1 pseudogene is annotated in these 350 nt (G+C 45.4%); it reads right to left on the bottom strand.

Features of this window, described 5'->3' with window-relative positions:
- Positions 1-97: 97 nt before the first annotated feature.
- Positions 98-350, bottom strand: a pseudogene (locus Xinn_RS21620) (IS4 family transposase); the annotation flags it as partial.

Here is a 350-nt window from a genome sequence, read left to right as displayed (position 1 = left end):
GAGGGCTTCTTTTTGGGCATTTGTCAGGGTAATTTTCATGGACACAATCTTGATCTGATAGGAAGGAAAAATCAAGCAGCTTCAATTACGATGGGTATATTTGCCAGCGGCAACGATAAATATCCATGATCTCATTGGCGGTAAACTCGTCCACCGATAAATTAGTCAGCCAGAGACAGAAACGTTTTTCTTCGGCAAACCAGCGGCGGACAAGACGAAACTCATAACCCTTACGCCGACACATCAGATCAAGCACTTCTGAGCGGTTGGTTCTGCGTGTGATGGATTTCAACGGCTTATCAGACAGTTTGGGCAATAATTTTCCCTGCCCATTGCGGGCTGTCATTATC

This window comes from Xenorhabdus innexi, from assembly GCF_002632485.1.
GTDB classification, from domain to species: Bacteria; Pseudomonadota; Gammaproteobacteria; order Enterobacterales; family Enterobacteriaceae; genus Xenorhabdus; species Xenorhabdus innexi.
Note: the sequence above shows the minus strand (reverse complement) of the source record. Positions and strands in the feature narration are given on the sequence as shown.